General features: G+C 62.2%; 16 protein-coding genes. 15 read left to right on the top strand and 1 reads right to left on the bottom strand.

Annotation, left to right across the window (positions count from 1 at the left end):
• The first annotated feature begins 50 nt into the window (after positions 1 to 50).
• From zapE to ACQ4WS_RS18240, 13 genes are all read left to right on the top strand, one after another.
• On the top strand, positions 51 to 1,148 hold the full coding sequence (gene zapE, locus ACQ4WS_RS18180; protein ID WP_436478495.1) for a cell division protein ZapE: 1,098 nt from the start codon (positions 51 to 53) through the stop codon (positions 1,146 to 1,148).
• A gap of 16 nt (positions 1,149 to 1,164) precedes the next feature.
• The gene (locus ACQ4WS_RS18185; protein WP_436478496.1) at positions 1,165 to 1,884 is read left to right on the top strand and encodes a hypothetical protein; all 720 of its coding nucleotides are present in this window, start codon (positions 1,165 to 1,167) and stop codon (positions 1,882 to 1,884) included.
• Between the two features lie 136 nt (positions 1,885 to 2,020).
• Positions 2,021 to 2,221 (top strand): YdcH family protein, encoded by a 201-nt coding sequence (locus ACQ4WS_RS18190; RefSeq protein WP_034752051.1) that lies wholly within the window; start codon positions 2,021 to 2,023, stop codon positions 2,219 to 2,221.
• Between the two features lie 43 nt (positions 2,222 to 2,264).
• The gene (yoaA, locus tag ACQ4WS_RS18195; RefSeq protein WP_436478497.1) at positions 2,265 to 4,307 is read left to right on the top strand and encodes a DNA repair helicase YoaA; all 2,043 of its coding nucleotides are present in this window, start codon (positions 2,265 to 2,267) and stop codon (positions 4,305 to 4,307) included.
• A 271-nt stretch (positions 4,308 to 4,578) separates the two neighbouring features.
• On the top strand, positions 4,579 to 5,184 hold the full coding sequence (locus tag ACQ4WS_RS18200; protein WP_436478498.1) for a toll/interleukin-1 receptor domain-containing protein: 606 nt from the start codon (positions 4,579 to 4,581) through the stop codon (positions 5,182 to 5,184).
• 19 nt (positions 5,185 to 5,203) lie between these two features.
• The gene (locus ACQ4WS_RS18205) at positions 5,204 to 7,684 is read left to right on the top strand and encodes a tetratricopeptide repeat protein (RefSeq protein ID WP_436478499.1); all 2,481 of its coding nucleotides are present in this window, start codon (positions 5,204 to 5,206) and stop codon (positions 7,682 to 7,684) included.
• A gap of 94 nt (positions 7,685 to 7,778) precedes the next feature.
• A complete protein-coding gene (gene surE, locus ACQ4WS_RS18210; protein ID WP_436478500.1) occupies positions 7,779 to 8,516 on the top strand; it encodes a 5'/3'-nucleotidase SurE in 738 nt (245 codons plus the stop codon).
• A gap of 9 nt (positions 8,517 to 8,525) precedes the next feature.
• Complete coding sequence (locus ACQ4WS_RS18215) at positions 8,526 to 9,416, top strand: protein-L-isoaspartate(D-aspartate) O-methyltransferase (RefSeq protein ID WP_436478501.1); 891 nt, start codon at positions 8,526 to 8,528, stop codon at positions 9,414 to 9,416.
• Between the two features lie 42 nt (positions 9,417 to 9,458).
• The gene (locus ACQ4WS_RS18220) at positions 9,459 to 10,370 is read left to right on the top strand and encodes a peptidoglycan DD-metalloendopeptidase family protein (protein ID WP_436478536.1); all 912 of its coding nucleotides are present in this window, start codon (positions 9,459 to 9,461) and stop codon (positions 10,368 to 10,370) included.
• Between the two features lie 8 nt (positions 10,371 to 10,378).
• Positions 10,379 to 11,410 carry an RNA polymerase sigma factor RpoS gene (gene rpoS / locus ACQ4WS_RS18225; protein ID WP_436478502.1) on the top strand — a complete coding sequence of 344 codons (1,032 nt, stop codon included), beginning with the start codon at positions 10,379 to 10,381 and terminating at the stop codon, positions 11,408 to 11,410.
• A gap of 131 nt (positions 11,411 to 11,541) precedes the next feature.
• A complete protein-coding gene (gene rlmD, locus ACQ4WS_RS18230; RefSeq protein WP_436478503.1) occupies positions 11,542 to 12,882 on the top strand; it encodes a 23S rRNA (uracil(1939)-C(5))-methyltransferase RlmD in 1,341 nt (446 codons plus the stop codon).
• Between the two features lie 482 nt (positions 12,883 to 13,364).
• Complete coding sequence (locus ACQ4WS_RS18235) at positions 13,365 to 15,287, top strand: glycosyl hydrolase family 18 protein (RefSeq protein WP_436478504.1); 1,923 nt, start codon at positions 13,365 to 13,367, stop codon at positions 15,285 to 15,287.
• 76 nt (positions 15,288 to 15,363) lie between these two features.
• Positions 15,364 to 16,410, top strand: a complete 1,047-nt coding sequence (locus ACQ4WS_RS18240) for a cupin-like domain-containing protein (protein WP_436478505.1) — start codon at positions 15,364 to 15,366, stop codon at positions 16,408 to 16,410.
• Positions 16,411 to 16,521: 111 nt separating this feature from the next.
• Here the strand turns inward: ACQ4WS_RS18240 and ACQ4WS_RS18245 are convergent, their stop codons facing one another.
• Positions 16,522 to 17,196, bottom strand: coding sequence for a Bax inhibitor-1/YccA family protein (locus ACQ4WS_RS18245; RefSeq protein WP_411268305.1), 675 nt, complete (start codon positions 17,194 to 17,196; stop codon positions 16,522 to 16,524).
• 233 nt (positions 17,197 to 17,429) lie between these two features.
• Between ACQ4WS_RS18245 and ndk the strand changes: the two genes are divergently transcribed.
• The gene (ndk, locus tag ACQ4WS_RS18250; RefSeq protein WP_034752036.1) at positions 17,430 to 17,846 is read left to right on the top strand and encodes a nucleoside-diphosphate kinase; all 417 of its coding nucleotides are present in this window, start codon (positions 17,430 to 17,432) and stop codon (positions 17,844 to 17,846) included.
• 125 nt (positions 17,847 to 17,971) lie between these two features.
• On the top strand, positions 17,972 to 19,147 hold the full coding sequence (gene rlmN, locus ACQ4WS_RS18255; RefSeq protein ID WP_436478506.1) for a dual-specificity RNA methyltransferase RlmN: 1,176 nt from the start codon (positions 17,972 to 17,974) through the stop codon (positions 19,145 to 19,147).
• Positions 19,148 to 19,196 lie beyond the last annotated feature (49 nt).

Below are 19,196 nucleotides of genomic sequence, written 5' to 3' on the forward strand. Positions count from 1 at the left end.
GCGCTCGCGGATTTTTTCCGCCGGCGCCCTTGTGCGTTAAAGCGAATCCCATGAACGTAGAAGAGTTTTACCAGCACGCGTTGCAGAAGCGTGATTTCAAGGCCGATGCCGCCCAACGGCGCGCGGTCGACCGCCTGCAGCTGTGCTATGACGAGTGGGTGGCCTACAAGGGCCAGCGCTCGAGCACCTTCAAGCGCCTGCTGAACCGTCCCGCCGTGCCGAAAGGCGTGTACATGTGGGGCGGGGTGGGGCGCGGCAAATCGTTCCTGATGGACAGTTTTTACTCGGTCGTGCCCCTGGTGCGCAAGACGCGATTGCACTTCCACGAATTCATGCGCGGCGTGCACCAGCAGCTCGATGAATTGAAAGGCGTGGCCGACCCGCTCGACGAGGTGGCCAAGCGCATCGCGAAGAAATACCGCCTCATCTGTTTCGATGAATTCCACGTCTCCGACATCGCCGACGCGATGATCCTGTACAACCTGCTGTCGGCCCTGTTCGCCAATGGCGTGTCTTTCATCATGACCTCGAATTACGATCCGGACCTGCTGTACCCGGACGGCCTGCACCGTGACCGCATGCTGCCGACCATCGCGCTGCTCAAGGACAAGCTCGACGTGATGAACGTCGACGCGGGCGTCGATTACCGGGGCCGCGCGCTGGAACAGGTGGAAAGTTACTACACGCCGCTGGGCGCCGCCACCGACAAAGCCTTGCGCGACGCTTACACGCGCATCGCCGAGACGGCGGACGAAGACGCGCGCATCCGCATCGAGAGCCGCGAAATCCACTGCCTGCGCCGCGCCGGCGGCATCATCTGGTTCGATTTCGCCACCTTGTGCGGCGGTCCCCGCTCGCAAAATGATTACCTGGAAATCGCCAGCCGCTTCCATACGGTGATATTGTCCGGCATACCGGCCATGTCGGCGGCGCAGTCGTCCGAGGCGCGCCGCTTTACCTGGCTGATCGACGTGTTTTATGACCAGAAGGTTAAGCTGATCATGTCGGCCGAAGTGGCGCCTGATGAGTTGTACACGAACGGCATGCTGGCCAACGAGTTTCACCGCACCGTTTCGCGTATCATCGAGATGCAATCGCGCGAATACATGGAAAAAGAACAGCGCGGCGCGGCCGATGCAATCGTTTGAGGCAGGGATAATGAACATGATGGCAAATACACTATATAAGCTGGGCGCGGCGCTGGGCCTGGTCCTGGCGTTGTCCGCCTGCGCGCACCAGGGTGCCGCGGCATTGGATGAGGTCGGAGCGCCGCAGGTGCCCGCCACCTTGTCGGTGGAAGAAGCGGACGCCAAGCTGAAGCAGTCGGCCCGCGAGCGCGAGGCGGCGGAAAACGAGTTTGCCGCGCGCGAACTTGCGTGTTACGACAAGTTTTTCGTGAATAACTGCCTGGATCAGGCCAAGGAAAAGCGCCGCGTGATCCTCGTGCGCCTGCGCGCCGTCGACGCGGAAGCGAACTACTTCAAGCGGGCCGAGTCCGTGCGCCTGCGCGATATCGACCTGGCCCGGACGCAGGAAAGTGCGCGCCTGGACGCCGAGCAGCGGGCCGCGGCCTTGCCCAAGCCCGTGAAAGTGGTCGCGCCCGAGCCGGCGCCGCCCAAGCCGGAAGGCAAGAGCGTTGCCGAGCGCGAGGCTGCGCAAGCGGCGAAGGTGGCGAAACAGGCTGCCGCCGATGCCGCCGAAGCCCCGCGCCGCGCGGCCCGTGAAGCGGCCTATGCGCGCAAGCAGGCGGACGCCGTGGCGCGCCAGAAACGCGTGGCGCAACGCCTGGCCGAGCGCCAGGCCGAAGCGCAGGCCAAGGCGGCCAAGGCGGCCGCTGCTGCCAGCACGCCGGCCGTTGCTGTGCCTGCGCCGCCTGCGAAATAACACCGCCGCGCAGGGGCAGGCCGGAAATGGCGTGCCCTAAGGCGCGCGGCAGGTTAAACTACGCCAATGGCTGCCTGCGTACGCTGCGCGCGCCGGTTTACCAACACTGTTACCAACACTGCCTGGAACGCAATACATGAGCGATGCACAGCAAATAGAGCGGCGCCTGATTGAACTCAACGTGGAACACCGCGACCTTGATGCCGTCATCGAGTTGCTGATACTCGATGGCCACCATGACGAGCTGCAACTGCGGCGCCTGAAAAAGCGCAAATTGCAATTGAAGGATCACATCACCTTGCTGAAAATGCAGTTGGTGCCCGACGTTCCCGCCTGAGGGGCGCCAGTAGCGTCCAGTCCAGCCTTCACCTAAGTATATTTTGACCGATCACAATTTATTGCCAGTAAACCCAGATGGCCAGCCTGCCGATCTGCCAGCCGAACCGCAGGCGGCGCCTGGCAAGCACGATGCCGACATCGAACGCCTGTTCGGCGCCGGCGGCCCGCTCGGCCCGGCCGTGGGCAGCTACAAGCCGCGCCGTTCGCAAACGGAAATGGCGAAAGCCATCGCCAGCGCCATCGACAGCCAGACGACCTTGATCGCCGAGGCGGGTACGGGCACCGGCAAGACCTTCGCCTATCTGGTGCCGGCCCTGATGTGGGGCGGCAAGACCATTGTATCTACCGGCACGAAGAACTTGCAGGACCAATTGTTCCTGCGCGATATACCCACCGTGCGCGCCGCGCTGCAGGCGCCGGTTTCCGTCGCCTTGCTCAAAGGCCGCTCGAACTACGTCTGTCATTACCACCTGGAACGCACCCTGCAGAACGGGCGCATGACGTCGCGCGACGACGTGGGCCATTTGCGCGAAATCTCGCGCTTCATCAAGATGACCAGCTCGGGCGACAAGGCCGAGCTGACCAAGGTGCCGGAAAACGCCATGATCTGGAACCTGGTGACGTCCACGCGCGACACCTGCATGGGCGCCGAATGCCAGTATTACCAGGATTGCTTCGTCATGAAGGCCCGCAAGGAAGCCCAGCAGGCCGACGTGGTGGTGGTCAACCACCATTTGTTCTTTGCCGACGTGGCCCTGAAGGACACGGGCGTGGCGGAATTGCTGCCTTCGGCCAACACCATCATCTTCGATGAGGCGCACCAGCTGCCCGATACGGCGACCTTGTTCTTTGGTAATACGGTGTCCACCTCGCAAATCCTGGAACTGTGCCGCGACGTGCTGGCCGAGGGCCTGGCGCACGCGCGCGGCATCGACTGGGCCAAGACGGTGACGGTGGTGGAAAAGGCGGCGCGCGACCTGCGTTTGACCTTCCCGCAGGATATCGTGCGCCTGTCCTTGCCGCAGATCGCCCCGTCGAGCGACTTTTTCCCCGCACTCGACACCCTCAAGGATGAGCTCGACGGCATGGTCGCCGTGCTGGAAACCCAGGCGGAACGGGCAGAAACCCTGGAGCAGTGCAGGGTGCGCGGCGTCGAGCTGGCGCAGCAGCTGAGCGGCTGGAAGTTCGATCCGAAGGCGAAAGTGGCGGCTGGCGAAGAAGCCGTGTTCTGGGTGGAAGCGTTTTCCAGTTCCTTGCAGTTGCATAAAACGCCATTGTCGATCGCGCCGATCTTCAATAACCAGCGCGAAGGCACGCCGCGCAGCTGGATTTTCACGTCGGCCACCCTGGCCGTGAAAAACGACTTCAAGCATTTTTCCGAACAGATGGGCTTGACGGGCGAACCGTCGCATACGTGGCCGAGTCCGTTTGACTATGGCCAGCAAGGCTTGCTGTTCGTACCGCAAAACCTGCCGCAGCCCAATTCGCTGGGCTATACGGATGCCGTCATCGACTGCGCCCTGCCCATCATCGAGGCGGCGGGCGGGCGCACCTTCTTCCTGTGCACCACCTTGCGCGCCGTGAAGCGCGCCGCCGAGCGCCTGGCCGACGAGTTCAAGCAGCGGGGCCTGAACTTCCCCCTGTTCGTGCAGGGGGAAAAGGGTCGCACGGAATTGCTGGACCAGTTCCGCGCGGCCGGCAATGGCGTGCTGATCGGTAGCCAGAGCTTCTGGGAAGGCGTCGACGTGCGCGGCGATGCCTTGTCTCTGGTGATCATCGACAAGCTGCCGTTTGCGCCGCCCGACGACCCGGTGCTGGCGGCGCGCATCGAAGTGATGGAAAAACAGGGCAAGAATGGTTTCATGCACCATTCGCTGCCGGAAGCCATCATTAACCTGAAGCAGGGCGCGGGCAGGCTGATCCGCGATGAGGGCGACCGGGGCGTGCTGATGATCTGCGATCCGCGCCTCATTTCCAAGCCGTACGGCAAGCGCATCTGGCAAAGCCTGCCACCGTTCAAGCGCACGCGCGATACAAACGAAGTGGTGGAGTTCTTCCGCAACCTGCCCGCCAAGGGCGCTTAAGTCTTCGTTGCCGGCGCCATCCGCGCGCCGGCTTATTTTCCTTTGTTATCAAGCGAGTAGCGCTTTTTGCGCGGCGCCGGCTTGCGCACCTGACATGCCAAAAAGCGGCATGAACGCGCCAGTTTCTGGCATTGTGACGCATGTCCAGGACGCCAGACACATCTTTGCGCCAGCGCAAACAGGGCTGTTGCCGAGCGGTCTACAGTGAGCTCATGCCTTGCAGGATCAAGGCGCGGCGATGGCAGGGCCGCACGGGGACCAGGGGGATGCCATGGAGATCCGCTACGGCTGTTTCTTGAGCTATGCACACGGCCAATATGCGTTCATGAACAAGTTCAAGAATGACCTCATCGAGGCGCTTGCTTGCTATCTGGAACCGCATCTTGACCGCGAGGAAGTCCTGTTCATCGATAGCGAACAGCTGGGCGGCGGCGACGATATCGACCTGCGCGTGGCGCGCGCCATGTGCCAGAGCGTTTGCATGATCGTGCTGTACACGCCCAAATATGAAGCACATGGCTATACGCGGCGCGAATTTGCCGCCATGCAGCTGATCGAGCAGGAGCGGCGCGCCTGGTATGCGCTGCCCAGCCACCTGATCATCCCCATCATCATGACGCGCCATCCGGACGGCTTGCCGCCGCAAATCACGGAGTCGGGCCTGTACGTCGATTTTTCCGGCTATACCCTGGCCAGCGGCGACCTGAAATCGAATCCGCAATACCTGCCCGATATTGAACGCATCGTGCAGCGCATCGCCACGCATTACCACTTGCTCAAGCGCTCAACACCGCCCGGCCACGATTGCAGCCGTTTCGTGTTGCCCGCCATCCCGCCGGAATGGCGCGCCGTTCCGCCTCCCCACTTTCCCCGTTAATCACGTAAAAGGTCCCGTCATGGAATGCCAACGCCTCTCCCTGCCGCCTTTGAGCGCCCCTGGCGAAGTCGTCACCTTCTATTCCTACAAGGGCGGCACCGGCCGCAGCATGGCGCTGTCGAACATCGCCGTGCTGCTGGCGCGCCGTGAAAACGCCAGCGTGCCCGTGCTGATGCTGGACTGGGACATGGAAGCGCCGGGCCTGCACCATTATTTCGAGCAGCACGAGGAGCGGCCGGGCGTGCTCGAGTTCTTCGAGGCGTGCCGCCAGCAGATCGAGCGCATCAGCCTGGAAACGGCGGGCGCGCGCGCCGGCGGGCAGGCCAGGGGGCGCGAAGATGGGGGGCGCGAGGACGCGGCGCTGGCCCAGCGGGTGCTCGACGCCATCGACTGGCAGCAGTACGTGGTGCGCGTCGATCAGGGCAGCCCGCTGTACCTGATGCGCGCCGGGCGCTTCGACGCCAGCTACAGCGAGCGCCTGGCGCAAATGCGCTGGGATCAGCTGTTCGACACTTGCCCGGCCCTGTTCCGCTGCTTCGCCGATACCCTGGCCCAGCACTTCCGCTACGTGCTGGTCGATTCGCGCACGGGCCGCACGGACAGCGCCGGCATCTGCGCCACTTTGCTGCCGAGAAAGCTGGTGGTGGTCTTCACGCCGAACCGGCAAAGCCTGGAAGGCGTCGATGCGCTCGTCAGGCGGGCCATCGAGTACCGCCGCAGCCATGAAGACGAACAGCGTCCGCTGCTCGTGTACCCCTTGCCTTCGCGCATAGAAATGGGCGACGGCGCGCAGCGCGCCGAGTGGCGCCGCGGCGATGCGCACAAGGGCATCGCCGGCTTCCAGCCCATGTTCGAGCGCCTGCTGCGCACTTCCTACGGCTTGCCGCAGATCGCCCTCGACAGCTATTTCGACGAAGTCCAGCTGCAGCAGACGAAAACCTTTGCCTATGGCGAACAATTGGCCGTGCGCATAGACCAGGGCGGCGACCGCTTTTCCCTCACGCGCACCTTTGAAGCGTTTTTGCACTGGCTGACGGGCGGCTATTTTCCATGGCAATCGAGCCTTGAAATCGCCTTGCTGGGCGCTATCGGCGAAGCGCGCCAGGCCTTGCTGCTCGAACCGGGCCGTGCCGTGGCCCTGCCGCTGGCGCGCGACCTGGCCCGCTTGGGCGAGCTGTACCGCAAGGACGGGCGCAGCGCGCAGGCGCTCGATGCCTACCGCCAGAGCGTCGAGATCCGCGTGCGCCTGCTGGGCGAGGAACATCCCGACAGCCTGGCCTGCAAGAGCGGCATGGCGCGCCTGCTGCGCCAGCTGGGCAAGCTCGATGAAGCCCGCTTCCTGGAAGAAGACGTGCTCGACGTGCGCGAGCGCGTGCAGGGCAGCGAACATCCCGACACCCTGGCCGCCGGGGCTTGCCTGGCGAAAACCCTGTTGCTGCAGGGGGAACTGGCGGCGGCGCTGCTGCTGCAGGATGCGGTGCTGGCAAGTTACGCGCGCCAGCTGGGCGGCGAGCATCCGCTGACCCTGGAAGCGATGGATGGCCGCGCCGCCACCTTGCTGCGCATGGGCCGGCTGGCGCAGGCGCAGCAAGTGCTGGCCACGGTGGTGGCGGCGCGCGAGCGCCTGTTCGGCGCCGAGCATGGCGATACTTTGCGCAGCAAGCTGGCCCTGGCGCAGGCGCTGGGGCACGAAGGCGACCTGGAAGGCGCGCGGCGCATGTTCGTTGCCGTGCTGCAGGCGCAGGAGCGGCGCCTGGGCAACGACCATGCGGCCACCCTGGCCACGCGCGACTTGCTGGCCGATGTCGTGGCCGGGCAGGGCGACTGGGCCGGCGCGCGCCAGTTGCATGAAGATCAGGTGGCGGCGCGCGAGCGCACGCGCGGGCTCGACCATCCGGAAACCCTGATGAGCCAGCGCAAGCTGGCCGAGGCGCTGCTGCGGCGCGGTGAGCTCGATGCGGCGCGCAGCGTGCAGGAACAGGTGCTGGAAGTGCATGCGCGCCTGCTGGGCGAAGACCACCTCGATACCTTGCACAGCAAGACGCAATTGGCCAGCACCTTGCAGCAGCAGGGCGACAGCGCGGCGGCACGCCTGCTGGAAGACGCCGTGCTCAGCGGCAGCGATCGGCTCTTGAATGCGCCCGTCACGGGACATGCGGACAGCGTGCTGGACGGCGCGCGGCATTTGCAGGCAACCATCCTTGCCGGCCGCGTCAACGAACACGAAGGGGCCGAACCGGACACCCTGGTCAGCATGATCTCGATGTTGCAAGGCATGATAGAGCGCGAACAGTATGCGCAGACGGGTGAACTGGCTGAGCATTTGAAGTCTTGCCTGCTGCGCCCGGGCGTGCCGGGCAAGCTGCGCAGGCGCGGCATGGCGCAGCTGAAAAGAATGTACAAGTTGCAAGGCAACCTGAACGCCTTGCTGGCCTTGCAAGAGGATGAAGTGCAGGCGCTGGAAGGGGCATTGTCGGAGGCGCGCATCGAACAGCGCTGACGCCGCGCGCCATGTCCGCGTGGCGGCACAAATAATGCTGACTATCGGCGCGCGGTACGCGCAGTGTTGGCATTGCTTCGGGTAAAATCTCGATATGAGAATTCTTATCAGTAACGACGACGGTTACCTGGCGCCTGGCCTGGCGGCCCTGGCCGACGCGCTCGCACCCATTGCCGAGATCGTCGTGGTGGCGCCCGACAGCAACCGATCGGGCGCGTCCAATTCGCTGTCCCTGGACCGGCCCTTGTCCGTGCACAAGGCCGCCAACGGCTTTTATTTTGTCAACGGCACGCCCACCGACTGCGTGCACGTGGCGCTGACGGGCATGCTCATCGAGCGTCCTGACCTGGTGGTGTCCGGCATCAATAATGGCCCCAACATGGGCGACGATACCCTGTATTCGGGCACCGTGGCGGCCGCCACGGAAGGCTATCTGTTCGGCATTCCCGCCATCGCCTTTTCCCAGTCGCAGTTCGGCTGGGCCAACCTGGATGCGGCCGCCCGCGTGGCCAGGGAAATCGTCGAGCGCCAGTTTGACGCCCTGCAGAAACCGTATCTGCTGAATGTGAATATCCCCGCCATTCCTTACGCGCAATTGCAAGGCGTGGTGGCCACGCGCCTGGGCAAGCGCCATTCGGCCGAGCCCGTGATTCGCGCGCTCGACCCCCGCGGCCGTGAAATCTTCTGGATCGGGCCGGCCGGCGCTGCCAAGGAAGGCGGCCCGGGCACGGACTTCCATGCCGTTGAACATGGACAAGTATCGATCACGCCGCTGCAGATCGACCTGACGCATACCACCCAACTCGATGCACTGGCAAAAGGCCTGGCATGACCGCTCACGATGACCGATAAGCCGCGTACCTTCCCCCTTACCCTCGATTCGCTGGCCGGCAAGCCCGCCAGGCAGGGCGGGGGGCAGTCGCTGGCCCAGTCCAGGATCGCCACGCCGCAGACGGCCACGCAGAATGCGGCGCAAAACGCGGCGCGCGGTGTTGCGCAGCCGTACGGCGCGCACGCGGCCATTGCGCCGTCGCGCGCCCAGGCCATTGCCAATGAGCGGGCGCAGCCGGCGGTGATCTCGCCGCCACGCCAAAACCCGCTCGTTTCGGAGGCCGTGCGCCGGGCCATGGTGGCCCGCGTGGCGAAGCAGGGCGTCAAGGACCAGGTGGTGCTGGACGCCATGCAAGCCGTGCCGCGCCACCTGTTCATGGACGAGGCACTGGCGTCGCAGGCGTATATCGATGCCTCCTTGCCCATCGGCCACCACCAGACCATTTCGCAGCCGTACATCGTGGCGCGCATGATCGAAGTGATGCGCCAGGGTGGCAGCTTGCAGCGCGTGCTGGAAATCGGCACGGGTTGTGGCTACCAGGCGGCAGTGCTGTCGCTGGTGGCGAAAGAGGTGTATTCGATCGAGCGCATCCGGCCCTTGCACGAGCTGGCGAAGGCCAATCTGCGTCCGCTGCGCGTGTCAAATCTGCGCTTGCAGTATGGAGATGGTATGCTTGGCCTGCCGCAGGCGGCGCCCTTCGACGGGATCATCCTTGCCGCAGCCGGCCTGGAAGTCCCGCAAGCCTTGCTGGAACAGCTGGCGCCCGGCGGGCGTCTGGTTGCGCCAGTGGGAGCTAAATTGCAACATTTACAACTCATTACCCGGGTGGGGAAAATGGAATGGACCAGCCAGACCCTGGAAGATTGCCATTTCGTGCCTTTGCGCCCGGGCACCATATGATCCCCGGATCAGCTAGCAAGCAGGACATACAATTACATGCGAATGATTAAGAAAAGTAACATACTTCTATGTAGCATCACCTTGGCCGCACTGTTGAGCGGTTGCGGCACCACGGGCGTCCAGGCGCCCGTGGTGGAGCGTCACCCATCGAGCAGCAGCGCCGCCGCCAGCGATCCGCGCGACCGCGACCCGGCTTATTACACGGTCAAGCGTGGCGATACCCTGTTGCGCATCGCCCTCGAACACGGCCAGAATTACCGCGACCTGGTGGTCTGGAATGATTTGAGCAACCCGAATGACATCAAGGTCGACCAGGTGCTGCGCGTGTTGCCGCCAAATGGCGACACGGGCGGCGCGCAAACGTCGGCTATCGTCATGCCGCCGGTGACGGAAGTCAAGCCGGCCGCGCCTGTCGTGCCGAAGAAAACGGGCCCGCGCGGCGAAAAGCGCGCGTATTCCGACGCCACCCTGGCCGAGCTGCGCGCCGATGGCGGCAGCGGCGACGTCAAGCCAGCTCCGGCAGCAGCCGTCGCCACCGCACCGGCCGCCGCCGCGGCAGCCCCAGCGGCATCGGCGCCTGGCGACGAGAAAATCAGCTGGATGTGGCCTTCTGAAGGCAAGGTCATCGGCACTTTCGACGAAGGCAAGAACAAGGGCGTCGATATCGCCGGCAAGGCGGGCCAGCAAGTGGTGGCCGCCGGTGCGGGAAAAGTCATGTATGCCGGGAGCGGAATCCGTGGTTATGGTAATCTTGTTATCGTGAAGCACAGTAATAGCTTATTGTCGGCTTATGCGCATAACCGCAGCATTCTGGTGAAGGAAGGGCAGAACGTCAACAAAGGCCAGGCCATCGCCGAAATGGGCGATTCCGATGCCGACCGCGTGAAGCTGCACTTTGAAATCCGCCAGCAGGGCAAGCCTGTCGACCCTTCGAAATTCCTGCCTAACCGTTAGGTAAAGCAATGACACACGCGCCGCACGACCAGCTGGACGATGACCCGGAACTGCCGGAAGATGGGGCAGACGAAGTCGTGATGGACGATGCCGGCGAACTCGACGGTATTGACGCCGTCGATGCGGTCGAGGGCGTCGAGGTGGCCAGCGTCAGCGTGCTGGTCGAAAGTGTCGATGAACTGAAAAAAGTGCTGGCGGCCGAGCTGTCGACCGATACCACACAGCACTATCTGAACCAGATCGGCACGCGGCCACTGCTGACGGCGGCGCAAGAGGTGCATTACGCCACCCTCGCCAAGCAGGGCAATTTCGAAGCCCGGCAAACCATGATCGAGCACAACCTGCGCCTGGTCGTGTCGATCGCCAAGCATTACATCAACCGTGGCGTGGTCTTGCTCGACATGATCGAAGAGGGCAACATCGGCCTGATGCGGGCCATCGACAAGTTCGAGCCCGAGCGCGGTTTCCGCTTTTCCACCTACGCCACCTGGTGGATACGCCAGAGCATCGAGCGCGCCATCATGAACCAGGCGCGCACGGTGCGCCTGCCCGTGCACATGGTGCGCGAACTGAACCAGATCCTGCGCGGCAAATACCACCTGGAAGCCCAGCACCACGATGGCAAGGATGCCACTGCGGAAGACATCGCCCACCTGGTGGGGCGTCCTGTGGAAGAGGTGCAGGATATCCTGGCCCTGTCCGAGCACGCCACTTCGCTCGACGCACCGCTCGACAACGACCCGCAATCGTCGCTGATGGACATGCTGCCCGGCGCCAGCGAAGACAGCCCCGACGCGCGCGCCGAACACCATGAAATGACGGTGCTGGTGCGCGACTGGCTGACCAAGCTGCCCGACAAGCAGCGCGTGGTGATCATGCGCCGTTTCGGCCTCGACAATGACGACCCGGCCACCCTGGAAACCCTGGCCGAGGAAATGGGCGTGACGCGCGAGCGCGTGCGCCAGATCCAGCAGGAAGCGCTAATTAAACTGAAGCGCGCCATGGCCGCACGCGGCGTCGTGCGCGATTCCCTGCTTTAGGGCACCCGGTCCCGCTATCTCCGGGGCCGCATCTGCTATCATACGCCCCGCTCGCGGCGCCTGACCTTTCCCCATTCTTTCAAGTTCCAGCGCGGCCCTGCGTCCTGGCCCACTCTTACCTATTGATCGCTATGCAAGAAAATATCATCGAAATCAAATCGCTCGACATGGACGCCCGTGGCGTTGGCCATATTGAAAACGAAGACGGCTCGCCGGGCAAGGTCGTGTTTGTCGAAGGCGCGTTGCCGGGTGAGCGCGTCAGCTTTGTGACCTACAAGAAGAAGAAGAACTGGGAAATGGCCCGCATGACGGCGCTGCACCGCGAATCATCGATGCGCGTGACGCCCAAGTGCAAGCATTTCGACAATTGCGGCGGCTGCTCGATGCAGCATCTGGAACCATCGGCGCAGGTGGCGATCAAGCAGCGCGTGCTGGAAGACAACCTGTGGCATATCGGTAAGGTGCGTCCGCAAAGCATCATGCGCCCCATGTATGGACCGACGTGGGGTTACCGCTACCGCGCGCGCCTGTCCGTGCGCCACGTCAAGAAGAAGGACGCCGTGCTGGTGGGTTTCCATGAAAAGAAATCGGCTTTCGTTGCCGACATGGATAGCTGCGAGATCTTGCCGCCACACGTGTCAAACATGCTGCTGCCCCTGCGTGCGCTGATCGGTTCGCTGTCCATTTTCGACCAGATGCCGCAGATCGAGCTGGCCGTGGGTGAAGACGTGACTGCCATGGTCTTGCGCATCATGGTGCCGTTGACGGCGGACGACGAAACGAAATTGAAGGTTTTTGCCGACGAATACGGCGTGCAATGGTGGTTGCAAGTCAAGGGGCCGGAAACGGCTGTGCCGTTCTATCCGCTGGACAAGCAACTGCACTACCTGCTGCCGGAATTCGGTGTCAAGATGCCGTTCAAGCCCGTCGATTTTACGCAGGTGAACCACCACATCAACCGCGTGCTGGTGTCGAAAGCCCTGCGCCTGCTGGAAGTGCAGCCGACGGACCGCGTGGCCGACCTGTTCTGCGGCCTGGGCAATTTCACCTTGCCGCTGGCCACGCAAGGCAGCGCAGTGGTGGGTATCGAAGGCAGTACCACCCTGACGGAGCGGGCGCTGGAAAACGCGCTGGCCAATGGTCTGGCGGAAAAAACATCGTTCTCGACGCGCAACCTGTTCGAAGTGACGACGGACGACCTGATCGCGCTGGGCAAGTTCGACCGCATCCTCGTCGACCCGCCGCGCGATGGCGCCATGGCCCTGTGCCAGGCACTGGTCGGCCTGTCGCAAGTGCGTCCGGACCTGCTGCCGAAACGCATCGTGTACGTTTCGTGCAGCCCGTCGACTCTGGCGCGCGACGCCGGCATCCTGGCGCTGGAAGCGGGTTATGTGCTGAGCAAGGCGGGCGTGGTGAATATGTTCCCGCACACTTCGCACGTCGAATCTATGGCAGTGTTTGATTTGGTCTGAGGGCACACCTGAGAAAACGTCCATAGCTGCGTTGCCTTGCCTAGCCGTACTATTCGTACTGTCTTCGGCAAGGCGCCTTGCTCTGAACGTTTTTCAGGCGCGCTGAGGCTATCCATGGGCTGGCGCAGATTCGGCCTTTTCGCATGGATCCATCCTAATACCACTTACACCGTATTATAAAATTGGTCTGTTTTTTCTTGATCAATCTCTTCTGTTTGCCCTCCCTTTGCTGTTTTTTCATTGCCCAGTAGGACAACACGCCACCTGCATATGCTGCCGTGCTTTTTGCACGAAGTGGTATTGCCCACTTTGAGGCCACTTCAAAACCACTTGACCGCCTATTTTTTCAGCAGCATGCTGTTCTTGCAACTGCAAAAAAACAAAATCACAGGGTAGCTTTTTATTGAAGCAGAGTGGTATTTCCGCAAACCTGAACAGGAGACAGCGTGGAAAATTTAATACTCAAAAAAACGATCAGGAACATGATGGTATGTCTGGCCAGCGGTGGCGTGCTGGCGGCATGCGGTGGTGGCGGCGACGCCGGCGCGCCGGCTGGCGCGCAATTGCTGGCGGCCAGCACGGTGGTCGCCTGCGTGCCATGGCAAGAGGGCGGCACCTACAACGCGGGCACGGTGGTCACTTACCTGGGCGCCAATTACACGGCCCTGGTGACGCAGACCGATCACGTGGGCTCTGGCTGGAATCCCGTTTCCACGCCGAGCCTGTGGAGCGCCGGCGGCACCTGCGATGGCGGCACGACGCCGACACCGACTCCCACCCCAACGCCAACGCCAACGCCGAATCCAACCCCGACACCCACTCCGACCCCGACACCGACGCCCACCGGCGGCACCTGCGCACTGGCGTGGGTGGCCGGGACGGCTTACAGCGCGGGCGCCACCGTCAGCTATGCAGGCACGAATTACCGCGCCAACTATTGGACGCAGGGCGACAACCCATCGACCAGTAGCGGCGCCGCCGGCACGGGCAAGCCGTGGACCAGCCTGGAAATCTGCAGCACCACGCCGACGCCAACGCCGACGCCTACTCCAACACCGACGCCAACACCGACGCCTACTCCAACACCGACGCCGACACCGACACCGACACCTACTCCGACCCCAACGCCAACGCCAACGGGCCGCGAAGTCGGTTCCTATTTCGCGCAGTGGGGCGTGTATGGTCGCGACTATGAAGTGGCGAACGTGCACACCAGCGGCGTGGCCGACAAGCTGACCTTCATCAACTACGCCTTCGGCAATATCTATCCGAAAAATGGCGGCTACGAATGCGCCATGATCACCAAGGCGGAGCCGGGCGCGACGAATCCGAATTCGCCGGATGCGGGTACGGGCGGCGATGCCGAGGCCGACTACATCCGCACGCCGAAGCGCACCGTCGATGGCCAGGCCATCCCGTGGGACGCTCCCCTGTCGGGCAACTTCCTGCAGCTGAGAAAGCTGAAGGCGGCGCACCCGAACCTGAAACTGTTCATCTCGCTGGGCGGCTGGAGCTGGTCGAAGAATTTCTCCGTCGGTTCCGCCACGGACGCCCTGCGCAAGCAGATGGTGCGCTCCTGCATCGATATCTACATCAAGGGCAACTTGCCGGTGCAGGGCGGGCGCGGTGGCGTGGGCGCGGCGGCCAACATCTTTGACGGTATCGACATCGATTGGGAATATCCGGTCGGCGGAGGCCAGCCTTACAACACGGTCAGCCCGAACGACAAGCGCAACTTCACCTTGCTGATGGCGGAATTCCGCAGTCAGCTCGATGCGCTGGGTGCCGCCAACGGCAAACGCTACCTGTTGACGGCCGCTGTCGGCGCCGGCAAGGACAAGATCGACAATACGGAACCGGCCCTGTACTCGCAGTACATGGACTGGATCAACCTGATGACCTACGACTTCCACGGCGGCTGGGAAGCGAGCACCAACTTCAACGCCCAGCTGTTTGCCGACCCTGCCGATCCGTCGACAGGCATGGTGCGCGAATACGTGGGCGACAAGGCGGTGCAGTACATGATTGCCGCCGGCGTGCCGCGCGACAAGCTGCTGCTGGGCATCCCGTTCTATGGCCGCGGATGGACGGGCGTGGCGCCGGGGCCGAATGGCGATGGCCTGTACCAGGCGGCCACGGGCACGGCGCCAGGCACGTACGAATCGGGCATCGAGGACTATAAAATCCTTGTGGCCAAGGCCGGCACGCGCTACTACCATCCCGTGACCAAGCAACTGTACCTGTACACGGGCGCGGGCGGCCAGTGGTGGAGCTATGACGATCCGACCGTCATCGGCACCAAGGTGAAATACGTCAAGGACCAGGGCTTGCGCGGCGCGTTCTCGTGGGAGCTCGATGGCGACGCGAATGGTGTGCTGGCGACCGAGGTGTGGAAGGTGCGGTAATGTTGATGTAGCGTAAGACGCGGCCGGATAGCCATGCTGTCCGGCCGCTTGTTCACATAAAAACAGGAGACGGGCGATGGCGGCGGTATCGACATTCGGAGTCAAGCAGCAGAAGCAGCAGCCGGAACAGGAGCTGAGCCGCGAATGGCGCAGCTGGATCGCGGAAAACCTCATGCTGGGCAGCCATCCGTCGGCCTTGATGCCCGTGCTGCAACAGGCTGGCATCGCGGAGAGCCTGGCGCGCCGCGAAGTGGGGTTGGCGCTGCACAGCCCGTATCTTGCCGGTGCCGTGCGCCTGTCGAACCGCCTGGCCAAGCGCGACTGGGTGATCGATATCCAGCGCAAGCTGAACCAGCTGCGTCCGCCCGAGATTCCCCGTCGCGAGAGGCTTTCCGCGCAAGCGTTTCTGGACGAATACTATTCCACCAACCAGCCCGTCATCATCACGGGCATGATGGACGACTGGCCCGCCATGGCCAAGTGGAGTCCGGCCTACTTCCGCGAGCATTACGCGCAGCGCGAGGTGGAAGTGCAGTTTGGCCGCGAAGCGGACGCGCAATACGAGATGAACAGCGTGGCACACAAGCGCAAGATGGCCTTTGGCGAGTACGCCAGCCTGGTCGAGGGCAGTGGCGCGAGCAACGACTTCTATATGACGGCGAACAACAATTCGCAGAACCGGCAAGCCTTGCGCGAGCTGTGGGACGATATCGGCCAGCTGCCCGAATACCTGGAGCAGGAGGGCGGCCGCACGGGCTTTTTATGGTTCGGCCCGGCCGGCACGGTGACGCCGTTCCACCATGATCTGACGAACAACTTCATGGCGCAGGTACAAGGGCGCAAGCGCCTGCGCATCATGGCTGCCTGCGAGGTGGCGCGCGTGTATAACCAGCGCCACTGTTTTACCCCCGTCGACGGGCGCGCCATCGACCTGCAGCGCTACCCGCTGATGGCTGACGTGCAGGTGCGCGAATGCATACTGGCGCCGGGCGAGATATTGTTCCTGCCCGTCGGCTGCTGGCATTTCGTCGAAGCGCTCGACATATCGATGACGGTGGCGTTTACCAACTTCAAATGGGATAACGATTTTTATAGCAAGTATCCGCCGAATCACGACTTTTGATCGCGGTGCCGCATGGCGTGAACTTGCCGCGAACAGCCGCCGTGCAGGCGGCTTTTTTCACAGACGTAAAAAAGCCGACCCGAGGGTCGGCTTTTTGTTTAAGCGCCATGCTTAGTCGCGGCTGCCGCCGGCGAAGCCCAGCAAAGACAACAGGCTGGTGAAGATGTTGTACACGTCCAGGTAGATGCGCAGGGTGGCCGAGATGTAGTTGGTCTCGCCACCGTTGATGATTTGCTGCACGTCATACAGGATGTAGGCCGAGAAGATGGCGATGGCGACCATGGAGATCACGATCGACAGCGCCGACAGGCCCAGGAAGATGTTCGCCACCGATGCCAGGATCAGCACGATCACGCCGGCGAACAGCCATTTTCCCATGGCCGAGAAGTCGCGCTTCGAGACCGTGGCGATGGTTGCCATCACGGCCAGGATGGTGGCCGTGCCGCCGAATGCCGTCATGATCAGCATGCCGCCGTTCGAGTAGCCGAGCGTGCGCGTCAGCAGTGGCGTGAGCATCAGGCCCATGAAGAAGGTAAAGCCCAGCAGGACGGCGACGCCGAGGCCCGAGTTCTTGGTTTTTTCAATCGCGTACATGAAGCCGAATGCGACGGCCATGAAGATGATGAAACCCATGCCGCCGGTCAACATCGGCAAATGCATTTGCACGCCGATGAAGGCGCCCAGCACGGTCGGGATCATGGACAGCGCCAGCAGCCAGTAAGTGTTGCGCAAGACCTGATGGCGGACTTGCTGCATGCCCCCCGACAGATCAAAGGTGCGTTGCATGTTCTGATTCATAGTGCCTCCGTGTTGTCAATTCAAATTACTGCTTTACCTAAGGATAGCATGAGGGCCGGAATTTGCCAAAAAAGCAGCTTAAGATTTCATTAAACGGGGGCAGGGCCGCAAGATGCCCCCTGCCTGTCTGGGTGATATGGGGTGGAGTATGGTAAAATCAAAGGTTGATTGAGTTATCAATTTACCGTTTTAAACCTTACTTTTTATTGGAGTTTTCACACATGGCAATCGAACGCACCCTGTCGATCATCAAACCAGACGCAGTTGCAAAAAACGTAATCGGTCAAATCTACTCCCGTTTTGAAAACGCTGGCCTGAAAATCGTTGCAGCACGCATGACCCAGCTGTCGCGCGAACAAGCTGAAGGCTTCTACGCAGCGCACAAAGAACGCGGCTTCTTCAAGGATCTGGTCGACTTCATGGTTTCCGGTCCAGTCATGATCCAGGCCCTGGAAGGCGAAAACGCCGTTCTGGCCCACCGTGACCTGATGGGCGCGACCGATCCGAAGAAAGCAGAAAAAGGCACGATCCGCGCCGATTTCGCCGATTCGATCGACGCCAACGCCGTACACGGTTCCGACGCTGTCGAAGCTGCTAAAGTGGAAATCGCTTACTTCTTCCCAGAACTGAAGGCTTAATTGCCTTAGATAACGTTATTTCCTGGCGTTATCTGTGAAATAACTTATCACCCCCTGTTCCCGCTGCGCTGTGGAGTTTTCGCTCCTGATGCGCGCGGGGACGGATTTTTAGAATAGACATGATCATGAATACGACGACCCTCACCAACTTGCTGGACCTCGATCCCGCGCAACTCATCGCCTACTGCGCCGAGTTGGGAGAGAAACCGTTTCGTGCGAAACAATTGCAACGTTGGATACACCAGTTCGGCGCCTCCGATTTCGACGCCATGACGGACCTGGCCAAGTCGCTGCGCGACAAGCTGGCTACACGCGCCGAAGTGCGCGCCCCGGCCATCATTAGCGACCACACGTCGACGGATGGCACGCGCAAGTGGCTGGTCGACGTGGGCAATGGCAATGCCGTGGAAACCGTGTTCATTCCGGAAGAAAACCGCGGCACCCTGTGCATCTCGACCCAGGCCGGCTGCGCCGTGAACTGCCGTTTCTGTTCGACGGGCAAGCAAGGCTTCAACCGCAACCTCAGCGTTGGCGAAATCATCGGCCAGTTATGGATGGCCGAATTCGAATTGCGCCGCACCAAGGGTATCGAGCCGGGCCCGAAAGGCGAGCGCCAGATCACCAACGTGGTGATGATGGGCATGGGCGAACCCCTGCTGAACTTTGAACCGACCGTCACGGCCTTGAAATTGATGCTCGACGACAACGCCTACGGCTTGTCGCGCCGCCGCGTGACCCTGTCGACCTCGGGTGTGGTGCCGATGATGGACAAGCTGTCGCAGGAAGTGCCGGTGGCCCTGGCCGTCTCGCTGCACGCCTCGAACGACGCCTTGCGCGATGGTTTGATTCCACTGAACAAGAAATATCCGCTGAAGGAATTGATGGCGGCCTGCAAACGTTACCTGGAATTCGCCCCACGCGATTTCATCACGTTTGAATACTGCATGCTCGACGGCGTCAACGACAGCGACGAGCACGCGCGCGAACTGCTGGCGCTGGTGCAAGACCGCGAGTTCGGCGTGAACTGCAAGTTCAACCTGATTCCTTTCAATCCCTTCCCCGAGTCGGGCCTGTTCCGCTCGAAAAACCCGCGTATCAAGGCGTTTGCCCAGGTGCTCATGGATGGCGGCATCGTCACCACCGTACGCAAGACGCGCGGCGACGATATCGATGCTGCCTGTGGCCAGCTGGCCGGCGAAGTGAAAGACCGCACGCGGGTGCAGGAACGCATGGAAAAGATGACTGAGTATCAACAGAAATTTGGCGCCAATTTCGGCAAGATCGTGGAGATACGCTCCTGATGCGGGGAAGCATGGCTTATTCTGGCGCACTTGCCGTGGCTGTTGTCAG

Origin of the sequence: Janthinobacterium leeuwenhoeki, from assembly GCF_051380795.1 — a bacterium.
Classification (GTDB): Bacteria; Pseudomonadota; Gammaproteobacteria; order Burkholderiales; family Burkholderiaceae_D; genus Janthinobacterium.

Coding starts and splice junctions, on each gene's coding strand:
- ACQ4WS_RS18185 (WP_436478496.1), top strand. CDS start 1,165: ATGATGGCAAATACACTATATAAGCTGGGCGCGGCGCTGGGCCTGGTC.
- ACQ4WS_RS18200 (WP_436478498.1), top strand. CDS start 4,579: ATGGAGATCCGCTACGGCTGTTTCTTGAGCTATGCACACGGCCAATAT.
- ACQ4WS_RS18245 (WP_411268305.1), bottom strand. CDS start 17,196: ATGCAACGCACCTTTGATCTGTCGGGGGGCATGCAGCAAGTCCGCCAT.
- rlmN (WP_436478506.1), top strand. CDS start 17,972: ATGAATACGACGACCCTCACCAACTTGCTGGACCTCGATCCCGCGCAA.
- rlmD (WP_436478503.1), top strand. CDS start 11,542: ATGCAAGAAAATATCATCGAAATCAAATCGCTCGACATGGACGCCCGT.
- ACQ4WS_RS18220 (WP_436478536.1), top strand. CDS start 9,459: ATGATTAAGAAAAGTAACATACTTCTATGTAGCATCACCTTGGCCGCA.
- surE (WP_436478500.1), top strand. CDS start 7,779: ATGAGAATTCTTATCAGTAACGACGACGGTTACCTGGCGCCTGGCCTG.
- ACQ4WS_RS18235 (WP_436478504.1), top strand. CDS start 13,365: ATGATGGTATGTCTGGCCAGCGGTGGCGTGCTGGCGGCATGCGGTGGT.
- zapE (WP_436478495.1), top strand. CDS start 51: ATGAACGTAGAAGAGTTTTACCAGCACGCGTTGCAGAAGCGTGATTTC.
- ACQ4WS_RS18240 (WP_436478505.1), top strand. CDS start 15,364: ATGGCGGCGGTATCGACATTCGGAGTCAAGCAGCAGAAGCAGCAGCCG.
- ACQ4WS_RS18190 (WP_034752051.1), top strand. CDS start 2,021: ATGAGCGATGCACAGCAAATAGAGCGGCGCCTGATTGAACTCAACGTG.
- ACQ4WS_RS18205 (WP_436478499.1), top strand. CDS start 5,204: ATGGAATGCCAACGCCTCTCCCTGCCGCCTTTGAGCGCCCCTGGCGAA.
- ndk (WP_034752036.1), top strand. CDS start 17,430: ATGGCAATCGAACGCACCCTGTCGATCATCAAACCAGACGCAGTTGCA.
- rpoS (WP_436478502.1), top strand. CDS start 10,379: ATGACACACGCGCCGCACGACCAGCTGGACGATGACCCGGAACTGCCG.
- ACQ4WS_RS18215 (WP_436478501.1), top strand. CDS start 8,526: ATGACCGATAAGCCGCGTACCTTCCCCCTTACCCTCGATTCGCTGGCC.